The sequence below is a fragment of the Salipiger sp. genome (genome assembly GCF_059781815.1).
In genome coordinates this window covers 1-16,857 of sequence record NZ_JBYNAH010000102.1, presented here as the reverse complement: position 1 = coordinate 16,857, position 16,857 = coordinate 1, and the positions used below count along the sequence as shown (strand labels likewise).

Annotated in this window: 13 protein-coding genes and 1 pseudogene; 12 read left to right on the top strand and 2 right to left on the bottom strand. The window is 68.6% G+C overall.

Translation table 11 applies throughout. The annotated features are described in order from the left end of the window. Positions 1-94 precede the first annotated feature (94 nt). Positions 95-1,219 carry a patatin-like phospholipase family protein gene (locus AC6RA4_RS13310; protein ID WP_500161043.1) on the top strand — a complete coding sequence of 375 codons (1,125 nt, stop codon included), beginning with the start codon at positions 95-97 and terminating at the stop codon, positions 1,217-1,219. A gap of 10 nt (positions 1,220-1,229) precedes the next feature. Here AC6RA4_RS13310 and AC6RA4_RS13305 read toward each other — a convergent pair whose 3' ends face one another. After that, positions 1,230-2,117: a LysR family transcriptional regulator gene (locus AC6RA4_RS13305; protein ID WP_500161041.1), complete on the bottom strand. Its 888-nt coding sequence runs from the start codon at positions 2,115-2,117 to the stop codon at positions 1,230-1,232. 101 nt (positions 2,118-2,218) lie between these two features. On the opposite strand from AC6RA4_RS13305, the gene AC6RA4_RS13300 reads away from it, so the two are divergent. Continuing rightward, on the top strand, positions 2,219-2,716 hold the full coding sequence (locus tag AC6RA4_RS13300; RefSeq protein ID WP_500161039.1) for a lactoylglutathione lyase family protein: 498 nt from the start codon (positions 2,219-2,221) through the stop codon (positions 2,714-2,716). Positions 2,717-2,735: 19 nt separating this feature from the next. Here AC6RA4_RS13300 and AC6RA4_RS13295 read toward each other — a convergent pair whose 3' ends face one another. Next, on the bottom strand, positions 2,736-4,352 hold the full coding sequence (locus tag AC6RA4_RS13295; RefSeq protein WP_500161037.1) for a hypothetical protein: 1,617 nt from the start codon (positions 4,350-4,352) through the stop codon (positions 2,736-2,738). Positions 4,353-4,561: 209 nt separating this feature from the next. Here AC6RA4_RS13295 and AC6RA4_RS13290 point away from each other — a divergent pair, with 209 nt between their 5' ends. From AC6RA4_RS13290 to AC6RA4_RS13245, 10 genes and pseudogenes are all read left to right on the top strand, one after another. Further along, positions 4,562-5,818 (top strand): NAD(P)/FAD-dependent oxidoreductase, encoded by a 1,257-nt coding sequence (locus AC6RA4_RS13290; RefSeq protein WP_500161035.1) that lies wholly within the window; start codon positions 4,562-4,564, stop codon positions 5,816-5,818. Positions 5,819-6,480: 662 nt separating this feature from the next. Further along, positions 6,481-8,772: a FepA family TonB-dependent siderophore receptor gene (locus AC6RA4_RS13285; protein WP_500161033.1), complete on the top strand. Its 2,292-nt coding sequence runs from the start codon at positions 6,481-6,483 to the stop codon at positions 8,770-8,772. A 73-nt stretch (positions 8,773-8,845) separates the two neighbouring features. After that, positions 8,846-9,412, top strand: coding sequence for a TRAP transporter small permease subunit (locus AC6RA4_RS13280; RefSeq protein WP_500161031.1), 567 nt, complete (start codon positions 8,846-8,848; stop codon positions 9,410-9,412). Next, on the top strand, positions 9,406-10,677 hold the full coding sequence (locus AC6RA4_RS13275; protein ID WP_500161029.1) for a TRAP transporter large permease: 1,272 nt from the start codon (positions 9,406-9,408) through the stop codon (positions 10,675-10,677). Before AC6RA4_RS13280 ends, AC6RA4_RS13275 begins: the two co-directional genes overlap by 7 nt. Positions 10,678-10,697: 20 nt before the next feature. Further along, positions 10,698-11,660 (top strand): TRAP transporter substrate-binding protein, encoded by a 963-nt coding sequence (locus AC6RA4_RS13270; protein WP_500161027.1) that lies wholly within the window; start codon positions 10,698-10,700, stop codon positions 11,658-11,660. Next, positions 11,657-12,580 carry an alpha/beta hydrolase gene (locus AC6RA4_RS13265; protein WP_500161025.1) on the top strand — a complete coding sequence of 308 codons (924 nt, stop codon included), beginning with the start codon at positions 11,657-11,659 and terminating at the stop codon, positions 12,578-12,580. The genes AC6RA4_RS13270 and AC6RA4_RS13265 overlap by 4 nt, the downstream gene beginning before the upstream one ends. A gap of 176 nt (positions 12,581-12,756) precedes the next feature. Next, positions 12,757-13,989 carry a YncE family protein gene (locus tag AC6RA4_RS13260; RefSeq protein WP_500161024.1) on the top strand — a complete coding sequence of 411 codons (1,233 nt, stop codon included), beginning with the start codon at positions 12,757-12,759 and terminating at the stop codon, positions 13,987-13,989. Between the two features lie 54 nt (positions 13,990-14,043). Beyond that, positions 14,044-14,949 carry an AMP-binding protein gene (locus AC6RA4_RS13255; RefSeq protein ID WP_500161022.1) on the top strand — a complete coding sequence of 302 codons (906 nt, stop codon included), beginning with the start codon at positions 14,044-14,046 and terminating at the stop codon, positions 14,947-14,949. Between the two features lie 2 nt (positions 14,950-14,951). Further along, positions 14,952-15,548, top strand: a pseudogene (locus tag AC6RA4_RS13250) (AMP-binding protein); the annotation flags it as partial. 124 nt (positions 15,549-15,672) lie between these two features. After that, on the top strand, positions 15,673-16,857 hold a 1,185-nt coding region (locus AC6RA4_RS13245), incomplete at its 3' end, for a condensation domain-containing protein (protein ID WP_500161020.1).

Below are 16,857 nucleotides of genomic sequence, written 5' to 3'. Positions count from 1 at the left end.
CGGCCCCGCGCCGCGCGGCTGAGCATCCCGGTGGGCGACGGCGCAGTCCCCTGCGCCATCCGACCGCGCCCTTCCCCTTCTGGACGTCCCGGACATGACCAAACTGCTCTCGACCCGCCACGCGCTCAGCCGGCGCGGGTTCCTCCTGTCGGCCGGGGCCACGGCGCTCGCGGGCTGTGCCGGCCCCTATGGGCAGGCGACGCAGCCGCTGCGCCCGCAGGGCCCGGATCCGCTCGCGCGGTACCGACTTTCGGCCAAGGCCGGGCTGTCGGACTGGGACCGGCACATTCCCGCCGCCACGCTGAAGAACCGGCCCCGCATCCTCGCGCTGTCGGGCGGCGGTGAAGACGGTGCCTTTGGGGCCGGGGCGCTGTCGGGCTGGAGCGCGCGCGGTGCACGGCCGCTCTTTGACATCGTCACCGGTGTGTCCACCGGGGCGCTGATGGCCTCCTTCGCCTTCCTCGGGCCGGATCACGATGCAGAGCTGCGTGAGATCTTTCTCGATCACGACGCCGACGACATGATGCAGGTTCGCACGGTCAGCATCGTCTATTCCGACGCACTTTATGACACCGCCCCGCTGGCACGGACGATCGCGCGCTACACGCCGCCAGCTTTGCTGCAGGCCGTGGCCCGCCGCAATGCGCGCGGGGCCCGGCTTTTTGTCGTCACCACCGGGCTCGACACGGCGCAGGCCTCGGTCTGGGACATGGGAGCCATCGCGAGCGATGGTCAGACAGAACTGTTCCGAGGCGTATTGCGGGCCTCCTCGGCGATCCCCGGGCTGTTCCCGCCGGTGGATATCGTCTTCGATCACGAGGGGCAGCGCTACAGCGAAACCCATGTGGATGGTGGCGTGGCGATGCAGTTCCTCGCGATCCCCGACGCCGCCTATCATTCCGACCGTCCCTTCGCGAAAGACGGCCAGCTTTATGTCATCGTCAACAACACGCTCGACCCCGAGCCGCAGGTTGCCAGCCGGTCGGCGATTGGGGTCTCCCAACAGGCGCTGACCGCGATGGTGCGCGCCAGCGCCGGCGCGGGGCTGAGCACGACGCGGCTTCTGGCCCGCAGCAACGGGCTCAGCCTGCACAGCGCCTCGGTCGCCCCCGAGATCGGCGCGACCTGGGATGCGTCGAGCCGCTTTGCCTCGGACTACATGCACGCGCTCTACCGCCACGGTTTCGAGCGGGCGATGACCGGAACGCTCTGGGACTGAGGCGGGCCTCTCAGCCGAGCCGGGCTGCAAGCTCGCGCATCATCGCCTTCACCCGCTCGAGCCGGGCGCTGGACGGGCGGCCCCGGCGCGAGATCGCCCAGAGCGCGTGATGGCGGCGATGCGGCAGCTCGGCGATTTGCAGCCGCGCTGCATCGGCAAAGGCCTCGACGCCGCTCCGCGGCAGCAGCGTGTAGCCCACACCCGCGGCCACCGGTGCCGGGATCTGCCCGATCTGGTTGACATAGCTGCGGATGCGCAGCCGGTCGGCCCCGGTGAAGCTGTCTGGAAAGTTCAGTGAAAACAGGTCGTCAGCATAGGCGTAACCGTCGGGATGCGCGACGAGCCCCAACGCCTCGAGCGTCTCGAGGCGCGGCGGACTCTCCGTCCCCACGGGGACGATCAGGCAAAGCTCCTCCTGACCGATCTGCGCGGCCTCGAGGCGGGGATGGCCGGGCTCTTCCGCAACCACGCCAAGGTCGAAACGCCCGGCGAGCATGCCCTCGAGAATGCGCGCCTGCGGAGCCGCCTCCACGTGGATCGCGAGCCGTGGCGAGTCGCGCATCAGGGCGATGGCGCGGGGATAGAACAGCAGCGCGAAACTGCCCGAGCAGGCCACCCGCACCTCTCCGACCTCGGGATCGTCAACCGCGATTGCCTCGCGCAGCGCCTGCTCCTCGGCACGTCGCCTGAGGCCGAGCGCGCGCACGGCCTCGCCCGCGGCGGTCAGGGCAAAGCTCTTGCCCTCCTGTGCGATCAGCGCCTCGCCGAGCTGCACCTCGAGCTTGCGGAGGTGCTGCGAGACCCCGGGCTGGGTCATGTTCAGCCGCTGCGCCGCGCGGGTGAAATGGCCCTCCTCGGCGAGGACGGTGAAGGTCTCGATCCAGGTGGCGTTGAGCATTTTTGATAACATTATGTTTGTGAAGATATGACATATGATAATTTCACATGCTGCGCCTCGATGTCTACCTGTGCTGCAACGCGTAGACACAGGAGAGCGACATGACACCGACCCCACGCACCTTCTCGCATATCGGCCTCTCGGTTCCGGACCTCGACGCCGCCGTGGCCTTCTATTCCCAGGTGATGGGCTTTTACGTCCTGATGCAGCCAAGCGAGGTCGTCGAGGACGACAGCGCCATCGGCGTGATGTGCACCGACGTGTTCGGCCCGGGCTGGAAGAGCCTGCGCATCGCGCATCTCTCCACCGGCGACGGCATCGGAGTCGAGCTGTTCGAGTTCGCCGACAATCACGCGCCGGAGGACAACTTTGCCTTCCGCCGTCACGGCACCTTCCACTTCGCGATCCAGGATCCCGACCTCGAAGGCCTGCTGGAGAAGATCGTCGCTGCCGGCGGCAAGCAGCGGATGCCGGTGCGGGAGTATTTCCCGGGCGAAAAGCCCTATCGCATGGTCTATGTCGAGGATCCGTTCGGCAACATCTTCGAGCTCTACAGCCACAGCTACGAGCTGACCTATTCCGCCGGTGCCTATTCCTGAAAAGGGCGGGGCAGGGGCCTTAGCCCGGCGCGGCCGGCGCGATCACGAGCCGGTAGACCGGGATCTGCAACGCGTCGAAACCGATCACCGTGACCGGTCCGCTGCTTTGCAGCGCCGCGCTCAGCCGGGCCGCGGCGTCCTGTATCGGCAGGCGGGCGGGATCGCCCGCCGGCAGCGCCGCGTAATCCTCGAGGAGCTGGGCCCGCGAGGTCCAGTTTCCGAGCGACGGCGCCTCGCTCTGCAGCCACTTGAGCACCCTCGGCACCAGCTCGGCGGCATCCATGACCGGGCTCGGGCGGGGATAGATCACCCACGCCGGCGCAGAGAGCAGCCCGTCGCCCTCGGGCGGCGCGGTGTAGATGCGCAGCGAATTGACCTCCGGCCGCGCGGCAATCACCGCGAGGTCTTCGGGGCTGACGCGCCCGGTGTCGATCCGTCCGAGATCCACCGCGGTCTCGTCCTCCGCCCCCCAGAGCGCCGCCCGGCGCTCGGCTGAGAACGCTCCGATATTGGCGAGGATCATCGTCGCGGTGCCGTCCAGAGACGCGGTGCCGGTGTCGGGGTAGAGGCTGAACCCGCCGCTCTGCGGCGCGTGAAAACGGGCGAACTTGGTACGAACATGCTCGGTCAGGATGTCCTTGGCCTCGGCGCGCTGCTCGGGGGTTGCCCCCTGCCAGAGATAGCGCAGCAGCATCCGGATGCCCTTGGTTGTGGCGATGTTCCAGTCGTGCCACGCATCAAGGTCGGGCCCGTCCGGCAGGGGCCGGTCGATGAGCGTCAGCGTCGTCGCCACCATCCGGTCACGGTAGCGCAGCGGGTGGTCCGGGAAGCGGTCACGCCCGTCCCTGTCGACGAAGACCTTGATCACAGAGGCGGTGTTGTTGAGGTCGATCCGTGCGAGCGTCCCGCTGCGCCGCGATCTCGGTCCCCAATAGCCGGTCTCGGGATCCTGCGACTGGTAGAACCAGTCTTTCAGCGCCTCCAGATAGGCCGGCGAGAAATCGTAGAGGCGGTTCTCGCGAATGGCGCTTTCGCCGTTGAGCACGCTCGCGAGGCTGCGGGCGAAGACATAGGTGGTCTCGGGAAAGCGGTTGCCGAGCCAGCCGATGGTCGAGACATCGTCGAGAAAGGCGCGCAGCGCCTCGGGCTCGGCAATGTCGTCGAGATAGCGCAGCGGATGGTCGAGCGTCAGCGGCGCCCCGCTCTCGCGCGAAAGCGCCGCGAGATGCGCCACGACATTCTCGGTCGGCTCGTTGTAGCTGCAGGCCGGGAAGGCCGGGTCCATGAAGGCACCGCTCTCCGGGTCCTGCAGGGACCGGAAGAAGCGCGCCTCCTCGGCCGGGCTGCTCGTGGCGGGGATCTTCTTCAGACCCTCGCGGCGTTCGAGCCGGTCGTGGAAATCCGACAAGGTTGCAAGCGCCGTCAGGTAGCGCCCCTTGTCGAGATAATAGACGATGCCCAGCAGCTTGAACTCGAAACCGGCCATGTAATAGCCGTCTGCGATCAGCTCTCTGTTGAGGCGAAAGACCTCCTTGCCCTGCTGGCGGGTCCAGTAGGCGATCCCGCCAAGGCCAAGCATGGCGGCCAGCGCGCAGGCAAGCGCGATGCGCCAGAAGGTTGTGTGTGAGCCCCGCATCGGACACGTCCATCACTGAAACCTTATAGTGTTCAGTTTACGCCTTCCGGGCGCTGCTGCGCAAGCGTGTGATGCCTCCTGCGGCACTTGTTCCATTTCCATGTCGCGCCGCACAGCGCGGCCTTGCGCGCCGGCGTGTGGCCGTGTTCCAACTGCGCTCAAGCCGGGGATCGCGCGGCGCGGTCCCCCCCGCCAGCACGGAGCACGCGATGGGCTTTCAATCCCTCTGGGCCGCCACGGCCCCTGCCGGACCTGCGCTGCCGCGCCTCGAAGAGAGCCTGCGCACCGACGTTCTGGTTGTCGGGGGCGGATTTCAAGGGCTGTCGGTGGCGCTGCACCTTGCCGAGGCGGGGGCGCAGGTTGTGCTTCTCGAGGCGGAAACGCCGGGCTTCGGCGCCTCGGGGCGCAATGGCGGGCAGGTGATCCCCGGTCTCAAGGACGATCCCGACACGCTGGACCGGCTTTGGGGCCCGCAGGCAACCGCCTTTGCCGGAGCCACCGCGGACACGCTCTTTGCGCTGGTCGACCGGCTGGGGATCGACTGCGACGCGGTGCGCGGCGGCTGGATTCAGGTCGGCAACAAGGAGGTCCACCGCGCCGGGCTGCAATCGCGCATGGCGCAGTGGCAGGCGCGCGGGGTGGCGGCCGAGTGGCTCGATGCCGCCGAGATGGAGGCGGCGACGGGCACGCGCGCCTTCCGCTGCGGCTGGCGCGATCCCCGCGCCGGCAAGCTGCACCCGCTGAAGCTCGCGCAGGGTCTTGCGGTCGCCGGGCAGGCCGCCGGCGCTCGGGTTTACGCCCATTCCCCGGTCCACGCGCTGACGCGCGGCAGCGCCGGCTGGCAGGCCAAGACCGCCGGAGGGGCCATGATCACGGCGGAGCGCGTCCTGCTCGCCAGCAACGTCTACACCCCTGCGACACTCGAGCCGAGACTGGCGCGCGCCACGGTCCCGGCCAACAGCTTCCAGATCGCAACCTCGCCACTGACGGCAGATCAGCTCGCGCGTATCCTGCCGAAGGGTGTCGCGGTCTCCGAGATCCGCCGGGTGGGGACCTATTTCCGCATCGGTCCCGGCAACCGGCTGATGATCGGGGGGCGCGGGAGCTTCGCCGATCCACGGCGGCAGGAGGCGTTCGGTGGCATCGTCGCCGAACTCGAGGCCCTCTTCGGCACCGGCTTCGAGGTCGAGCATCGCTGGTTCGGGCGGGTCGGTATCACACCGGATCACCGCATCCGGCTCTGTGCGCCCGCACCGGGGCTTCTGGCGGCGACCGGCTTCAACGGGCGCGGGGTCGCGCTTGCCGTGAGCATCGGCAAGGCCATCGCCGCCCATCTCGCGCAGGATGCGCCCCTTCCGATCCCGCCGAGCCCGTCGATTCCGGCGCTGCCGCTGCACCGGCTGCACGTGCTCTACGGAGCGCTCGGTGTGCATTACTATCGCCTGCGCGACGCCCTCGACCGCTGAAGGCAGGCGTCGCGCCCTGCGACATCCGATCTGGCGCTATTTCGACCGCCCGGCCCGGCATTACCGACAATGATCGTTGTCGGCTGCGCGGCGGCTCGGCCCGAAAGGATGTGCCGCTGACCGTCAGCGCCTCGCCGGTGACCCAGCTCGCGGACAGCGGGGGGAAGAGAGCGCAGGCGGCACCGCGGCCGCACAAGATCGCAGGTGAATCTGAATCCAGCCTGAAGTTTCGGGGCCTCGAATGAAAAAGAAAAATCGCCTTGAATCTCGCGCAGAACGGGCGCAGTTGAGAGGCAGCCACCGGGGTCATCGCAACCCGCCCCCGAAGCCGCACCTCGCCCCGCCCTGGCCCAATCCGTCAGAGGCGCAGCCGGTGACATACCTTGCAGACATACCATCCGCAGTCGCATCCGCCCCTCAGTCGCAGGGGTTGTGCGGCGTCCGGAACCTGATCGCCCGCACTCTCTGTCCGGTCTTCCCGGACGGATCATTCGCCATGTGCAGTGGGAGTTAAGCAACTGAAATCGTTTTAAAATTACAACAATTCCTACAATTTTTGTCGACTATGTCTCCACCCGTTGCGCCGGCCATGTCGACGATGTTCATAGGGCGCCAGACGCTAGCCGCCGCCAGCACCAATCCAAGAAACGAAAGGACAGTGCATGGCATCCGCTCGCGCTCGGCTGGCCTCGGGGTCGGCCCTTATTCTGTTGTCGATGGCCGCGGTTTCGCCGCTTGCCGCGCAGACTCTCACCGACGAAGACGCCGGCGCCTACGATCTCGGGACCATCGTCCTGACCGCCGAGGAGCAGATCAAGCAGGCGCTCGGCGTCTCGACGATCACCGAGGAGGATCTTCAGAAGCAGCCCGTCGTCAACGACGTGGCCGAGATCATCCGCAAGATGCCCGGCGTGAACCTTTCCGGCACCTCGCCCTCGGGCCAGCGCGGCAACCAGCGCCAGGTCGACATTCGCGGCATGGGCCCCGAGAACGTGCTGATCCTGATCGACGGCAAGCCGGTGCTGTCGCGCACCTCGGTCAAGCAGGGCCGCTCGGGCGAGCGCGACACCCGCGGCGACACCAACTGGGTGCCCGCCGAGATGGTCGAGCGCATCGAGGTCATCCGCGGCCCGGCGGCGGCGCGCTACGGCTCGGGTGCTGCGGGCGGTGTGGTCAACATCATCACCAAGGCGCCGGAAGACGACCTGCTCCAGCTCGGCACCAGCTTCGACGTTCCGGAAAGCAGCGACGAGGGCATGACCCAGCGCTACAACCTGCTTTGGGCCAAGCGGCTCAACAGCGATTTCGCGCTGCGCTTCTCGGCCAACTACAACAAGACCGAGCCCGACGATCCCGACATCAACGAAAGCGCGGTGAGCTGCGAGACCGACGCGGAGACGGGCGAGGAATCCTGCTCCTACACGCAGGCGGGCTCGGAGGGGGTCACCAACAAGGACGTCACGCTGCGTCTCGACTGGACCCCGAGCGACATGAACCAGTTCAATGTCGAGCTTGGCTATTCGCGGCAGGGCAATATCTATGCCGGCGACACGCTGCTCGGCAACAGCCGCAGCGCCAATGAGGATGTGGTTTCGCTTGCCGAGGACGGCGAAGAGACCAACGTGATCAAGCGCGGCACCTTCGCGCTGACCCATCTGGGCTCGTATGGCTGGGGCGAGACCAACAGCTTCATCCAGTACGAGCGGACCGACAACACCCGCCTGTCGGAGAACCCTGCCGGTGGTGTCGAGGGGGCGATCAACAGCACCGACGACTGGGACACCGCGATCCTTGAATCCGTGGTCATGAAGTCCGAGGCCTATATCGGCCACACCCTCGCGAACCGGCCCTCCGAGATGACCCTCGGCGCCGAGTACCGCTGGGAGAAGCTCGACCTGACCGGCTACAGCTCGTTCTCGTCGATCACCACCGATGACGGCAGCATCGACACCACGACGGCCGGCGGCTTCACCGAGCAGAACACGCTGGGCATCTATCTCGAGGAGAACATCCTCTGGAACGACCGTCTGACCCTGACGCCGTCGCTGCGCTATGATCACGCCGACACCTTTGGCGGCACGTTCTCGGGCGGGATCAACGCCTCTTACGACCTGAACTCGGAATGGACCGTGAAGGGCGGCATCGCGAAGGCCTACAAGTCGCCGAGCGTCTACCAGCTGTCCGACGGCTACGTCTATTCCACCAACGGCAACGGCTGTCCCTATCCCTATTACCGCGATGGGCCGTGCTACGTTCTGGGCAATGACGATCTCGACCCCGAGACCTCGATCAACAAGGAAATCGGCATCCAGTACACGGGCCTGCAGGGCATCAACGCCACGCTGACCTATTTCCACAACGATTACCGCGACAAGATCCAGTCGGGCACCACCCAGATTGGCACCACCACGGTCGACGGCACCCAGCGCCGCCTCTACCAGTGGGAGAACGTACCGGAATCCGAGGTCTCGGGCCTTGAGGGCAGCTTTGCCTGGCAGTACAGCGACCAGCTCCGCTTCGCGGTCAACGGCACCTACATGATCACCTCGAAGCAGAAGGTGAAGATCGACGGTGGCACGACCACGGATGGCGAGACCTACGGCTCCACCGAGGTCGAGGTGCCGCTGTCTCTGGTGCCCAAGTACACCATCAACGCCTCGGTCGATTACCGGGTGAACGACAGGCTCACGATCATCCCCTCGCTGACCCACTACGGCCGGATCGTAGCGGCGGAGTACTCGGGTTACACCGGGTATGCCACCGACGAGACCGAGGATCGCGATCCCTACACGCTGGTCAACCTCGGCATGACCTACCAGTTCGACAACGGTTTCGACCTGAAGGCGGGCGTGACCAACGTCTTCGACACGTCGATCCTGCGGTCGGGCGAAGGCGCCGAGACCTACAACGAACCGGGCCGCGCCTATTACTTCGGCCTGACCAAGACCTTCTGAGGCCCCTGACAAGACCCCACCGCCCGGCCTCCGGGCGGTGGTCGCGAACGATGAATTCTGAAGGGACGCTTCCGTGTCGCGCATTTCTCCTTTGCCGGGTCTGACCGAACGGCGCGGGCTGTCACGCCTGCAGGATCTCGATGCGCGCCTTGCGGCCCTCGAACTGCGCCTCGCGGCGCTGCTTCTTCTGGCGATGCTGCTCTGCATGGGCGCGGGCGCGGTGATGCGCAGCGCCGGGAGGCCGCTGATCTGGAGCGACGAGCTTGCGGTGCTGCTGATGGTGGCGGCGGCGTTCTTCGCCGCCTCAAGCAACCTTTCGAGCGGGGCACATGTGGCGGTGGACCTGCTGGCGCGCCGGCTGCCCGCCTCTGCCGCCTGGCTGGTCGATGCGCTGCTCTTCGCGCTGCTGCTGGGCTTTCTTGTCTGCCTGTGGATCTGGCTCGACCCGGTCGGGCTCTGGCGCGCGGGCTCGGGCATGGCGCTGGCGCGGCAGAGCGGCAACTTCACCTATACCGAGCCCACCATGACGCTGGGCGTCGCCAAGATCTGGTTCTGGCTGCCCATGCTGCCCGCAACGCTGGGCGCGCTGGTTCACATGGCGGCGCGCCTTGCCGGCGCACCCCGGAGCGCGCCGTGCTGAGCCTCGCCGCCTTTGCCCTGCTGCTGGCGCTCGGCCTGCCGGTCGCCTTCGCGATGATCGCGGGCGCGGTGCTGCAGATCGTGCTCGGCGGCAACGCGGTGCTTCTGCTGAGCCTGCCGCAGCAGCTGTTCCAAGGCATGGAGAGCTACGGGCTGCTGGCGCTGCCGATCTTCGTGCTGCTGGGCGAGCTGATGAATGCCAGCGGCGCCGGGCGGCGGCTCTTCGCGCTCGCGGGCCTCTGCGCCGGGCGGCTGCGTGGCGGGCTGGCCCAGACGACGCTGCTGTCGAACGCGCTGATGGCGGCGGTTCTGGGCTCGACGGTGGCGCAGATCACCCTGATGTCGCGGCTCGCGGTGCCCGAGATGGCCCGCGCCGGCTATCCGCGCGAGAAGGCCGCGGCGCTGACCGCCGCAGGCGGACTGCTGGCGCCGGTGCTGCCGCCCTCGATGCTGCTCATCGTCTACGGGGTGATCGCGCAGGTGCCGATCGGAGACCTGTTCCTCGCCGGCATCGCGCCGGGGCTGGCGATGCTGCTGGCCTTCGTGGGCCTTACGGCCTTCCTCGGGCGCGGCGGCCGTTTCCCCGCCGCCGCCCCGTTGACGGAGGCGCCCGCACGGGTGATCACCGCCGCGCTGCCGGCGCTGGCGATCCCGCTGGCGATGATCGGCGCCATCCTGTCGGGGCTTGCGACGCCCGCCGAGGCCGGGGTGGTGGCGGTGCTCGCGGTGCTGCTGGTGGGCGGGCTGGTCTATCGCGAACTGCGCCCCGTCCAGCTTTGGGCCGCGCTGATGGCGACCGCGCGCACCACCGGCACCATCCTCTTCCTGATCGCCGCCGCCAGCCTCTACGCCTGGGTCGCCGCGTGGGAGAACCTGCCCGCCACGGTGGCGAACTGGCTGGCGGCGCTGTCGGACGATCCGCTGGTCTTTTTGCTGCTGGTGAACCTGCTGCTGCTCGGCATGGGCACGGTCACCGATCCGCTGCCGGCGCTGATCCTCGTGGTGCCGGTGCTGCTGCCGGTGGCCAGCGATGTCTATGGCATCGATCCGATCCATTTCGGCCTGATCGCCTGCATTAACCTGACCATGGGGCTGATGACGCCGCCGGTGGGCGTCGGCCTCTTCACCGCCGCCATGCAGACCGGCGTTTCCGCCGGACGGCTTGCGGTGCTGGTGCTGCCTTATCTCTGCGGCGTGGCGCTCGTGCTTGCCGCCCTGGTGCTCTGGCCGGGCCTCGCGCTCGGGACCATGCGCCTTTTGCAATGATCTCTCGGAGGACCTCGTACATGCGACTGAAACCCGCCATTCTCGGCCTCGCGCTTGGCCTGCTGGGCACGCTGCCCGCCACCGCTGAGCAATACCGTCTCGGCCTGATCACGCCGCCGCCGCACCAGTGGACCAAGACCGCGCAAACGATCGCCGCGGACATCACCGAGGCCACCGACGGCCGGGTCGAGATCCTCGTGATGCCCTCGGGCCAGCTCGGCAACGAGGCGCGGATGCTGCAGCAGCTGCAGACCGGCGCCATCGACTTCGCCCTGCTGACCGCCGCCGAGTTCGCCAACCGCGATGCCGATTACGGCGTGTTCTACGCCCCGTTCATCGCCGATGACGCGCAGGACGCCGCCCGCCTGCTGCGTGGCGAGGTGGCCGGGACGCTACTGGACCGGATGGAGACTTTCGGCCTGCACGGGCTCGCCTGGGGCATGGCGGGGCTGCGCCAGATCGTGACCTCGGGGCCGGTCGAAACGGTCGAGGATCTTGCGGGTCAGCGCATCCGCACCGTGCCGCTGGCCCCCGAGATGGAGTTCTGGACCGGGCTCGGCGCGGCGCCCACCCCGATGCCGCTGCCGGCGCTCTACGATGCCTTCGCCAACGGGCAGGTCGACGGCATGCAGATCGACCACGAGGGGACGTGGAATTCCGGCTACTGGAAACACGCCGGCACGATCATCGACTCGCGCCACATGATCTTCCCGATGGCCGCCGTCGCCTCGGGCAGCAAGTGGCAGGCGCTGTCGGAGGCGGACCGCGCCACGGTCTCGGAGATCTTCGAAGCGCGGGTGGCCGAGATGGTCGATCTTTACGGCGAGATCGACGCCATCAACCTCGCGCGCCTGCAGGAGACCGACGTCCCGGTGATCGAGGCCGACCGGGCGTGGTTCGGCCCCGCCGTCGATGCCTGGTACGAGAGCTGGCGCGCCAAGGCGCCGCTGCTCGTCGATCTGGAGGCCGAGGCGGCGCGATGAGAGTGCTCTTCGCCCTCGTCGCGATGCTCTGGCCGCTGAGCGTCTCCGCGCAGCCCTCGCCCGACCCGCTGGGGCCGTCGATCCTCGAGACCGGCTCGGAGGTGGTCGATGTGCAGAGCTTCACCCTACGGGCGTCGGACGGGCAGGGGCCGGATGACCGCATCGGCCTGCTGATCCCAAGGCGGGAGGCCCCCGAGGGTGGCTTTCCGGTGCTCTTCATGCTCGACGGCCAGGCGGTTATGGAGCTTCTGAGCGACGAATTTCTCGCCACGCTCTATGCCGCGCGGATGCCGCTGATCGTGACGCTGGGCTATGACACGCGGCAGCGCTTTGCCGGGGACGCGCGGGCACGCGATTACACGCCGCCCGCCGCAGATGGCGGCCCTGTCGAGGATCCCCGTGGTCGCCCGGGCGGCGGCGCTGCGGATTTCCTCGAGCGGCTGCGGACCGGGATCCTGCCGGAGATCGAAGCCCGCGTGCCCGTCGATATGGGGCGCAGCCGGATCTGGGGGCATTCCTACGCCGGTCTCTTCGTGCTCTGGAGCGCCGGAAACCCGGCCTCTCCCTTCGCCGGGCATGTCGCCGCCAGCCCGTCGCTCTGGTGGAATTACGGCAGTTTCCTGACCCGGATCTCTGCGCAACTGGAGGCCGGAGACTGGCCCGCGCGCTCGCTCGATCTGCACAAGGGCGCGCTCGAACGCGAGCGGGCCAGCAATCCCGACAATCCCAATGCACAGAAGCTGGTGAAGATGCGTGCGGCGCTGCCCGAGGGCGCGCTCGAGGCGCTGGACGCAGAGCTGCGCGAGGCCGGCGTGCCCGGTCGGCTCGAGATCTTCCCGGACCTCAGCCATGGCGAGACCTTCCGCGCCTCGGCGCGGCACGTCGTGGAAGACGGGTTTTCTGCGACGGAGGCGCGCTGAGTGCGCGTGTCTGTCGGTACCGGGATGCCGTGCTGTGGCGCGGGATCCCGCAAAGGGGCCGCCCCGGCCCCGCGCGGCACGCCCCGTGCCGCCCGCGTAGCCACAGCCTTGCTGCAGCCGACAGGGGTTTCATCGATCCGACCGGGCCGAGGGTCCGGCAAGCAAAAGGCTATGACATGACAAAGATCTATCGTTCCGGTCTCTGCATGCGCGGTGTCGCTTTCTCGGCGCTGGTGATCGCCTCGACCGGGATGGCCGCGGCCGAGCCGTTCTCGGCGCTTGGCAGCTTTGACGGCCGCATCGGCGCCTCGGGCCCTGACCGCGGGCCGGTGCTTCCCGGCGGCGAGGCGCAGATCAGCAGGCGCGGCTTTGCCCCGGGCCAGCCGGTGACCCTGCGCCAGAACGGCGAGGCGCCCTATGCCACGACCTTCGATCTCAAGGTCTCGAAGGATCTGGGCGTGGTCAATGCCGAGGCCTATGACCAGACCGTGGCCAAGGTCGCGACCCGTCCCTATCAGGTGGCCGTTGGCGCGGATGCGCTCTTTGTCACCAGCGCCGTGGGCCGCCCGCCGGTCAAGGAGTCGGAGCTTCTGAAGCTCGATCCCGAGACGCTCGAGATCCTCGCCAGGGCGGTTCCCGAGGCGGCACCGGCGCGCGAGGATGGCTCCGATGGCGGGCTCTTCGCGGTCTATGGCGTCGGCGTCGCGCCGGGGCAGGTCTGGGTGACCAACACGCGGCAGAACACCGTGGCGGTCTATTCCAGCGAGGATATGAGCCTGATCAAGCAATTTGCGCCGGGCACCGTGAGCCACCCGCGCGACGCGGTCTATCACGACGGCAAGGTCTATGTCAGCGCCACCTTCGAGCCGACCGTGCATGTCTTCGACACCGAGACCGTCGAAGAGCTGGCGCCGATCGCGCTCGGCTCGTCGCGTCGCGGGCAGGACTTCACCGCCGCGAGCCTGTCGCTGGCCCCGGAGGCGGGCAAGCTCTTCGCCTCGTCGCTGCGCAGCGAGGAGGTCGCGGTGATCGATCTCGCCTCGGGCGAGGAGGTGGCGGTCTGGCCGGTGCCGGGCTCCACCAGCACCATCGGGCTTGCGGCCAGCCCCGATGGCAGCCGGGTCTATACCGTGGCGCAGGGCAATGACGCGGTCACCGTGCTCGACGGCGCCAGCGGCGAGGTGCTGCGGCAGGTCAACGTGGGCGCGAGCCCGCTCAACGCGGAGACCGGCCATGTCTATGTCGCGGTGCGCGGCGGTCATGCCATTGCGGTGCTCGATGCCGAGGGCGCGCTGCTCGCCAATCTCGAGAGCAACGCCACGCCGAACCACCTCGCCACCGACAATGCGGGCCACGTCTTCGTGGTCGATCAAGGCACAGGCAGCCTGACCCGCATCGCCGCGAAGTGATCCCTCCGGGGGGCGCCCGACCGGCGGCCCCCGATCAGAAAGACGAGACCCCCCATGTCCGAACCGATCCAGATCTGGCCCGCCGAGTTCGCCGCGCGCTACCGCGCCAAGGGCTACTGGCGCGGCGAGACCTTCCCGCGCCTCCTGCGCGAGCGCGCCGCCGCCCATCCCGACCGCATCGCCATCGTCAGCGGCGAGACCCGCTGGAGCTATGGCGAACTCAATGACCGCGCGCGGCGCTTCGGCGCGGGGCTTCTGGCACTGGGGCTGCGGCCGGGCGAGCGGGTCTTGATCCAGATGGGCAACGTGCCGGCTTTCTTTGAGGCGGTGTTCGGCGCCTTCGCCGCCGGGCTGGTGCCGGTCTACGCGCTGCCCGCCCATCGCCGCACGGAGCTTCTGCACCTTGCGGGAAAGGCCGAGGCCCGGGCGATCCTGGTGCAGGACCGCATCGAGCGTTTCGATCATGCCGGCATGGTGCTGGGCCTGCACGACGCGCTGCCGGGGCTGGCGCATGTCATCGTCGCGGGCGACGCGCCCGAGGGAGCGCTGGCGATGGCGGAGGTGGCCGGCGATCCTGCCACGCTGCCCGACGACCCCGATCCGCAATCGGTGGCCTTCTGCCAGATCTCCGGCGGCTCCACCGGCCTGCCGAAGCTGATCCCGCGCACGCATGACGACTACCTCTACTCGATCCGCGGCAGCAACGAGATCTGCGGCATCGACGCCGACAGCGTCTACTTGGCGGCGCTGCCGGTGGCGCACAACTTCACCATGTCCTCGCCGGGCTGCTTCGGCGCGCTCTATGCCGGCGCGCGCGTCGTGCTCTGCCCCGCCGCCATGCCGCAGATCGCCTTCCCGCTGATCCGCGAGGAAGGCGTGACAATCACCGGGCTGGTGCCGCCGCTGGCGCTGCTCTGGCTGGAGGCGGCGGAGCGCGCCCGGCCCGAGATCCCGAGCTGAAGGTGTTGCAGGTCGGTGGCGCCAAGTTCCTGCCCGAGAGCGCCAAGCGCGTTGCGCCGCTGCTCGGTTGCCGCCTGCAGCAGGTCTTCGGCATGGCCGAGGGGCTGGTCAACTATACCGCGCTCGACGATCCCGAGGCGCTGGTCACCGAAACCCAGGGCCGCCCGATCAGCCCCGATGACGAGCTGCTGATCCTCGACGATGCCGGTCATCCCGTTCCCGAAGGGAGCCCGGGCAACCTGCTGACCCACGGGCGCTATACGATCCGCGCCTATCACGACGACGACAGCGCCAACGCCCGCAGCTTCACCGAGGACGGCTTCTACCGCACCGGCGACATCGTGCTGCGCCTGCCCTCGGGGCATCTGGTGGTGCAGGGCTGCGCCAACGACCAGATCAACCGCAATGGCGAGAAGATCTCGGCCGAGGAGGTCGAGGACCTGTTGCTCGGCCATCCGTCGGTCTTCGACGCGGTGGTGGTCTCGATCCCCGATGCACGGCTCGGCGAGCGCGCCTGCGCCTTCATCCAGCCGCGCGAGGGCACGGATCCGAGCCCCGCGGAGCTGCGCAAATACATGCGGAGCCGCGAGGTCGCCGCGTTCAAGATCCCCGACGAGATCCGCATCGTCGCGGGGTTTGCCACCACCGCCGTCGGCAAGATCAGCCGCCGCCAGCTGCGCGACAGCCTGCGCGCCGGGGCTTGTCGTCAGGGAGCGCGAGGGTGTGGGGCTGGACGAGGTCGAGGCCGAGATCCTCGCCGAGGCTCAAGCGCCGATGGATCTGGAGCGCGGGCCGGTGGCGGGGTTCACCCTCTGGCGGCTCGGGCCCGCGCGCCACATCCTGACCGAGCGTATCCACCACATCGCCGCGGACGGGCAGGCGATGGTGCAGGTGACCCAGCGGCTCGCGGTGCTTTACGGGGCCGAGCTTTCGAGGGGCGATGCCGGCGAGGGGCTGGCGCCCTACGCCCGCGCGCTCGAGGAGGAGGCCCGCTTTACCAGCGCCCCGGCGCGGGCGCGGCAGAGGGCGTTCTGGCACGCCCGGCTGGCGGATCTGCCGGAGGTCGAGAGCGTGAGCCGCGGCGCGGCGGGTGGGGACGGGCGCTGGTTTCACCGCGCCGAGCGGCCTCTGCCAGAGGCCGCGGGGCAGGCGCTGGCGCGTCTCTCGGACAGAACGGGTCTGCACTGGACCGATGTGCTGACCGCACTGGCGGGCGCATATGTGGGGCGGCACCTGCCATCGGTGGCCTCGGGCGAGAGCCGCGACATGGTGCTGGGCATCCCGCTACAAAACCGCATGGGCCGCACCGCGCGCTGCGTCTCGACGCAGGTCAACGTGCTGCCGCTGCAGCTGGGGCTCGATGAGGACGCGGCTTCGGTGGAGTGGCTGGAAACCGTTGGCGCGGATCTGGCCGGGATGCGGCGCAACGCGCGCTATCGCGGCGAGGCGCTGCAGCGCGAGCTGGGACGGATCGGGGCCGGGCGGCGGCTCTGGGGGCCGCTGGTCAATATCCTGCCCTTCGAGGCGTGCCCGCAGATCGCGGGCTGCGAGACCCGGTTGAAGATCCTCGGGGCTGGCTCGGTCGACGACCTGACTCTGTGTTTCCGGGGCGATCCCGAGGCCGGGCTGCTGGCGCAGGTCGACGGCAACACGGCGCTCTATTCAGAGGCCGAGACGGAGGCCCATTGCGCCCGGCTCGAGGCCTTCCTGACGGCGGCCCTCGCTGCCAAAAGGCTGCGCGATGTACCGACGCTGACCAAAGCCGAGACCCGCGCTCATCTCGAGACCCGCAACGCCACCGCGCGGGAGGTGCCGCGCACCACGCTGACGGCGCTGATCGAGGCGCAGATGGCGGCCAGCCCCGCGGCCCCGGCGCTGGTCTTCGGCGAGACCTGCCTGAGCTATGCC